The organism is Pseudomonas sp. R62 (assembly GCF_000257605.1).
Taxonomy (GTDB): Bacteria; Pseudomonadota; Gammaproteobacteria; order Pseudomonadales; family Pseudomonadaceae; genus Aquipseudomonas; species Aquipseudomonas atacamensis.
Window position 1 is genome coordinate 1,084,474 of record NZ_JH635999.1, and the last position, 2,629, is coordinate 1,087,102.

The window sequence follows — 2,629 nt, forward strand, 5'->3', positions numbered from 1 at the left end:
ACCAGAAATTCGGCTCGACGAACCCGGAAAGGATGATCAGCAGATACAACACCGGCAGCCCCGACCAGACCTCAAGTACGCGCTGCCCGAGCAAATCGACCCAGCCACCGTAATAGCCCTGCAACGCGCCGGCGGCGATGCCAATCAGCGCGCTGACAAAGGTCAGCATCAGGGCAAACAGAATCGACACTCGAGCACCAAAGATGACCCGCGCCAGCACATCGCGCGCCTGATCGTCGGTGCCCAGCCAGTTGACCGATGTGGGTGGGCTCGGCGCCGGTTTGTTCAGGTCATAGTTGGGCGTGTCGTCGCTGAACGGAATCGGCGGGAACAGCAACCAGCCGCCGTCCTTGCGAATCAGATTCTGCACGTACTCGCTGCGGTAATCGGCCTGAAACGGCAGTTGCCCGCCGAACTCCTGTTCGGTGTGGCGCTTGAACACCGGGAAGTACCATTGGCCCTGATAACTGACCATCAACGGTTTGTCGTTGGCGATCAATTCGCCACCCAGCGTCAGCAGGAACAGGCCGATGAACAGCCACAGCGACCACCAGCCACGACGGTTTTTCTTGAAGCGTTCGAAACGGCGACGACCCAAAGGCGAGAGCTTGAACATCAGGCATTCCTCGCGGCAAAGTCGATACGCGGGTCGACGAGGGTGTAGCAGAGGTCGCCGATCAGTTTTATCAGCAGTCCGAACAGGGTGAAAATGAACAGCGAACCGAACACCACTGGGTAGTCCCGTGATACCGCTGCTTCGTAACTCATGCGCCCAAGGCCATCGAGGGAGAAGATCACTTCGATCAGCAGTGAGCCGGCGAAAAACACACTGATGAACGCCTGAGGTATCCCCGAGACCACCAACAGCATGGCGTTGCGAAACACGTGTCCGTACAGCACGCGGCGTTCGCTCAAGCCTTTGGCGCGGGCCGTCACTACGTACTGTCGGGTGATTTCATTGAGGAACGAGTTTTTTGTAAGGATCGTCAAGGTCGCGAATCCACCGATCACCAGCGCGGTGACCGGCAGCACCAGATGCCAGAAGTAATCGGCGATCTTGCCCAGGGTCGATAGCGATTCGAAGTTGTCCGAAACCAGTCCGCGCACCGGAAACCAGTTCAACGAAGTACCGCCGGCGAATACCACGATCAGGAACATCGCGAACAGAAACGCCGGCATGGCGTAACCGATGATGATCGCCGTGCTGCTCCAGATGTCGAAATGGCTGCCGTGGTGCACAGCCTTGCGGATGCCCAGCGGGATCGACACCAGATAGGTGATCAGCGTCGCCCACAATCCGAGCGAAATGGTCACCGGCATCTTTTCCAGAATCAGGTCGGTGACTGTTGCACCACGGAAGAAGCTCTTGCCGAAGTCCAGTTGCGCGTAGTTCTTCAGCATCAGCCACAGGCGCTCGTGGGCCGGTTTGTCGAAACCGTACTGCTTTTCGATGTCCTTGATCAGTTGCGGGTCGAGACCACGGCTGGCGCGCGAAGCGTTGCTCGATGTCTCGCTGGCACCACCGCCAACACCGGCGCCGCCAATGCCTTGCAGATGGGCGATGGCTTGTTCCACTGGTCCGCCGGGCGCGGCTTGGATGATGACGAAATTGACCAGCAGGATGATCACGAGCGTCGGAATGATCAGCAGCAGGCGCCGCAGTATGTAACCCCACATCAGTGCGGCCCTCCGGGTCTGCCGCGACTGATTTTCTCGGCGGTCATCTGCTGATTGGTCAGTGGCGTGCGGCTGATTTCCCACCAGCTCTCTATGGCTTCGTCATTGCTCGCCTGCACCGTGGGAATGCCGAAGCGGTTCCACCAGACGGTCGAGGTGCCTGGCGGGTAGTAATTGGGAATCCAGTAGTAGTTCCATTGCAGCACCCGGTCCAGCGCATGGGCGTAGTGCAACATGTCTGATTGGGTCGAAGCGCGGATCAGGCCGTTGATCAAGGTATCGACCGCCGGGTTTTTCAACACCATGTAATTGTTCGCGCCGGGATCGTTGGCCGCTGCCGAGCCGAAATAGTTGAGCAACTCACCGCCCGGAGAAGTAGTAACGGGGTAGCCGGTGACGATCATGTCGTAGTCGCGACTCATCAGGCGATTGACGTATTGCGAAGCGTCGATGCGACGGATATTCAGCTCGATGCCGATCTGCTTCAGCGTGCGCTTGTAGGGCAACAGCAGGCGGTCCATGCCGTTCTGGCTGACCAGAAAAGTGAAGCTCAGCGGCTCGCCGGCGCCGTTGACCAGTTGATCGCCATCCGGTTTCCAGCCGGCCTGCTCAAGCAGTTGCAGGGCTTGCAACTGCTTGTCACGGATGATGCCGCTGCCGTCGGTCTTCGGCGCCTCGAAGACTTTGCTGAACACTTCCTCAGGCACCTGACCGCGCAGCGGTTCGAGAATCTTCAGCTCTTGAGCGTCGGGCAACTGCCGGGCGGCGAGATCGGTATTGGAAAAGTAGCTCTGCTGGCGGATATAGACGTTGCGCATCATCTGCCGGTTGCTCCATTCGAAGTCCCAGAGCATCGCCAGTGCCTGGCGTACCCGGCGGTCCTGGAACATCGGCTTTTGCAGATTGAACACGAAACCCTGGGCCGATTGCGGCGCTTCAGTGGCGAGGTGGG

2 protein-coding genes and 1 pseudogene are annotated in these 2,629 nt (G+C 59.0%); all 3 read right to left on the reverse strand.

Annotation, left to right across the window (positions count from 1 at the left end; genetic code table 11):
* Window positions 1–616 (reverse strand): annotated as a pseudogene (locus tag OQK_RS23140) (ABC transporter permease); the annotation flags it as partial.
* On the reverse strand, window positions 616–1,677 hold the full coding sequence (locus tag OQK_RS23145) for a microcin C ABC transporter permease YejB (protein WP_016774508.1): 1,062 nt from the start codon (window positions 1,675–1,677) through the stop codon (window positions 616–618). The gene OQK_RS23145 and the pseudogene OQK_RS23140, both read right to left, overlap by 1 nt.
* Window positions 1,677–2,629 (reverse strand): ABC transporter substrate-binding protein (locus OQK_RS23150; protein ID WP_038861617.1); only part of this gene is annotated, 953 nt, incomplete at its 5' end. The genes OQK_RS23150 and OQK_RS23145, both read right to left, overlap by 1 nt.

Excerpts from the sequence above, each read along its gene's own strand:
- OQK_RS23145 (WP_016774508.1), bottom strand. The coding sequence starts at position 1,677 with ATGTGGGGTTACATACTGCGGCGCCTGCTGCTGATCATTCCGACGCTC.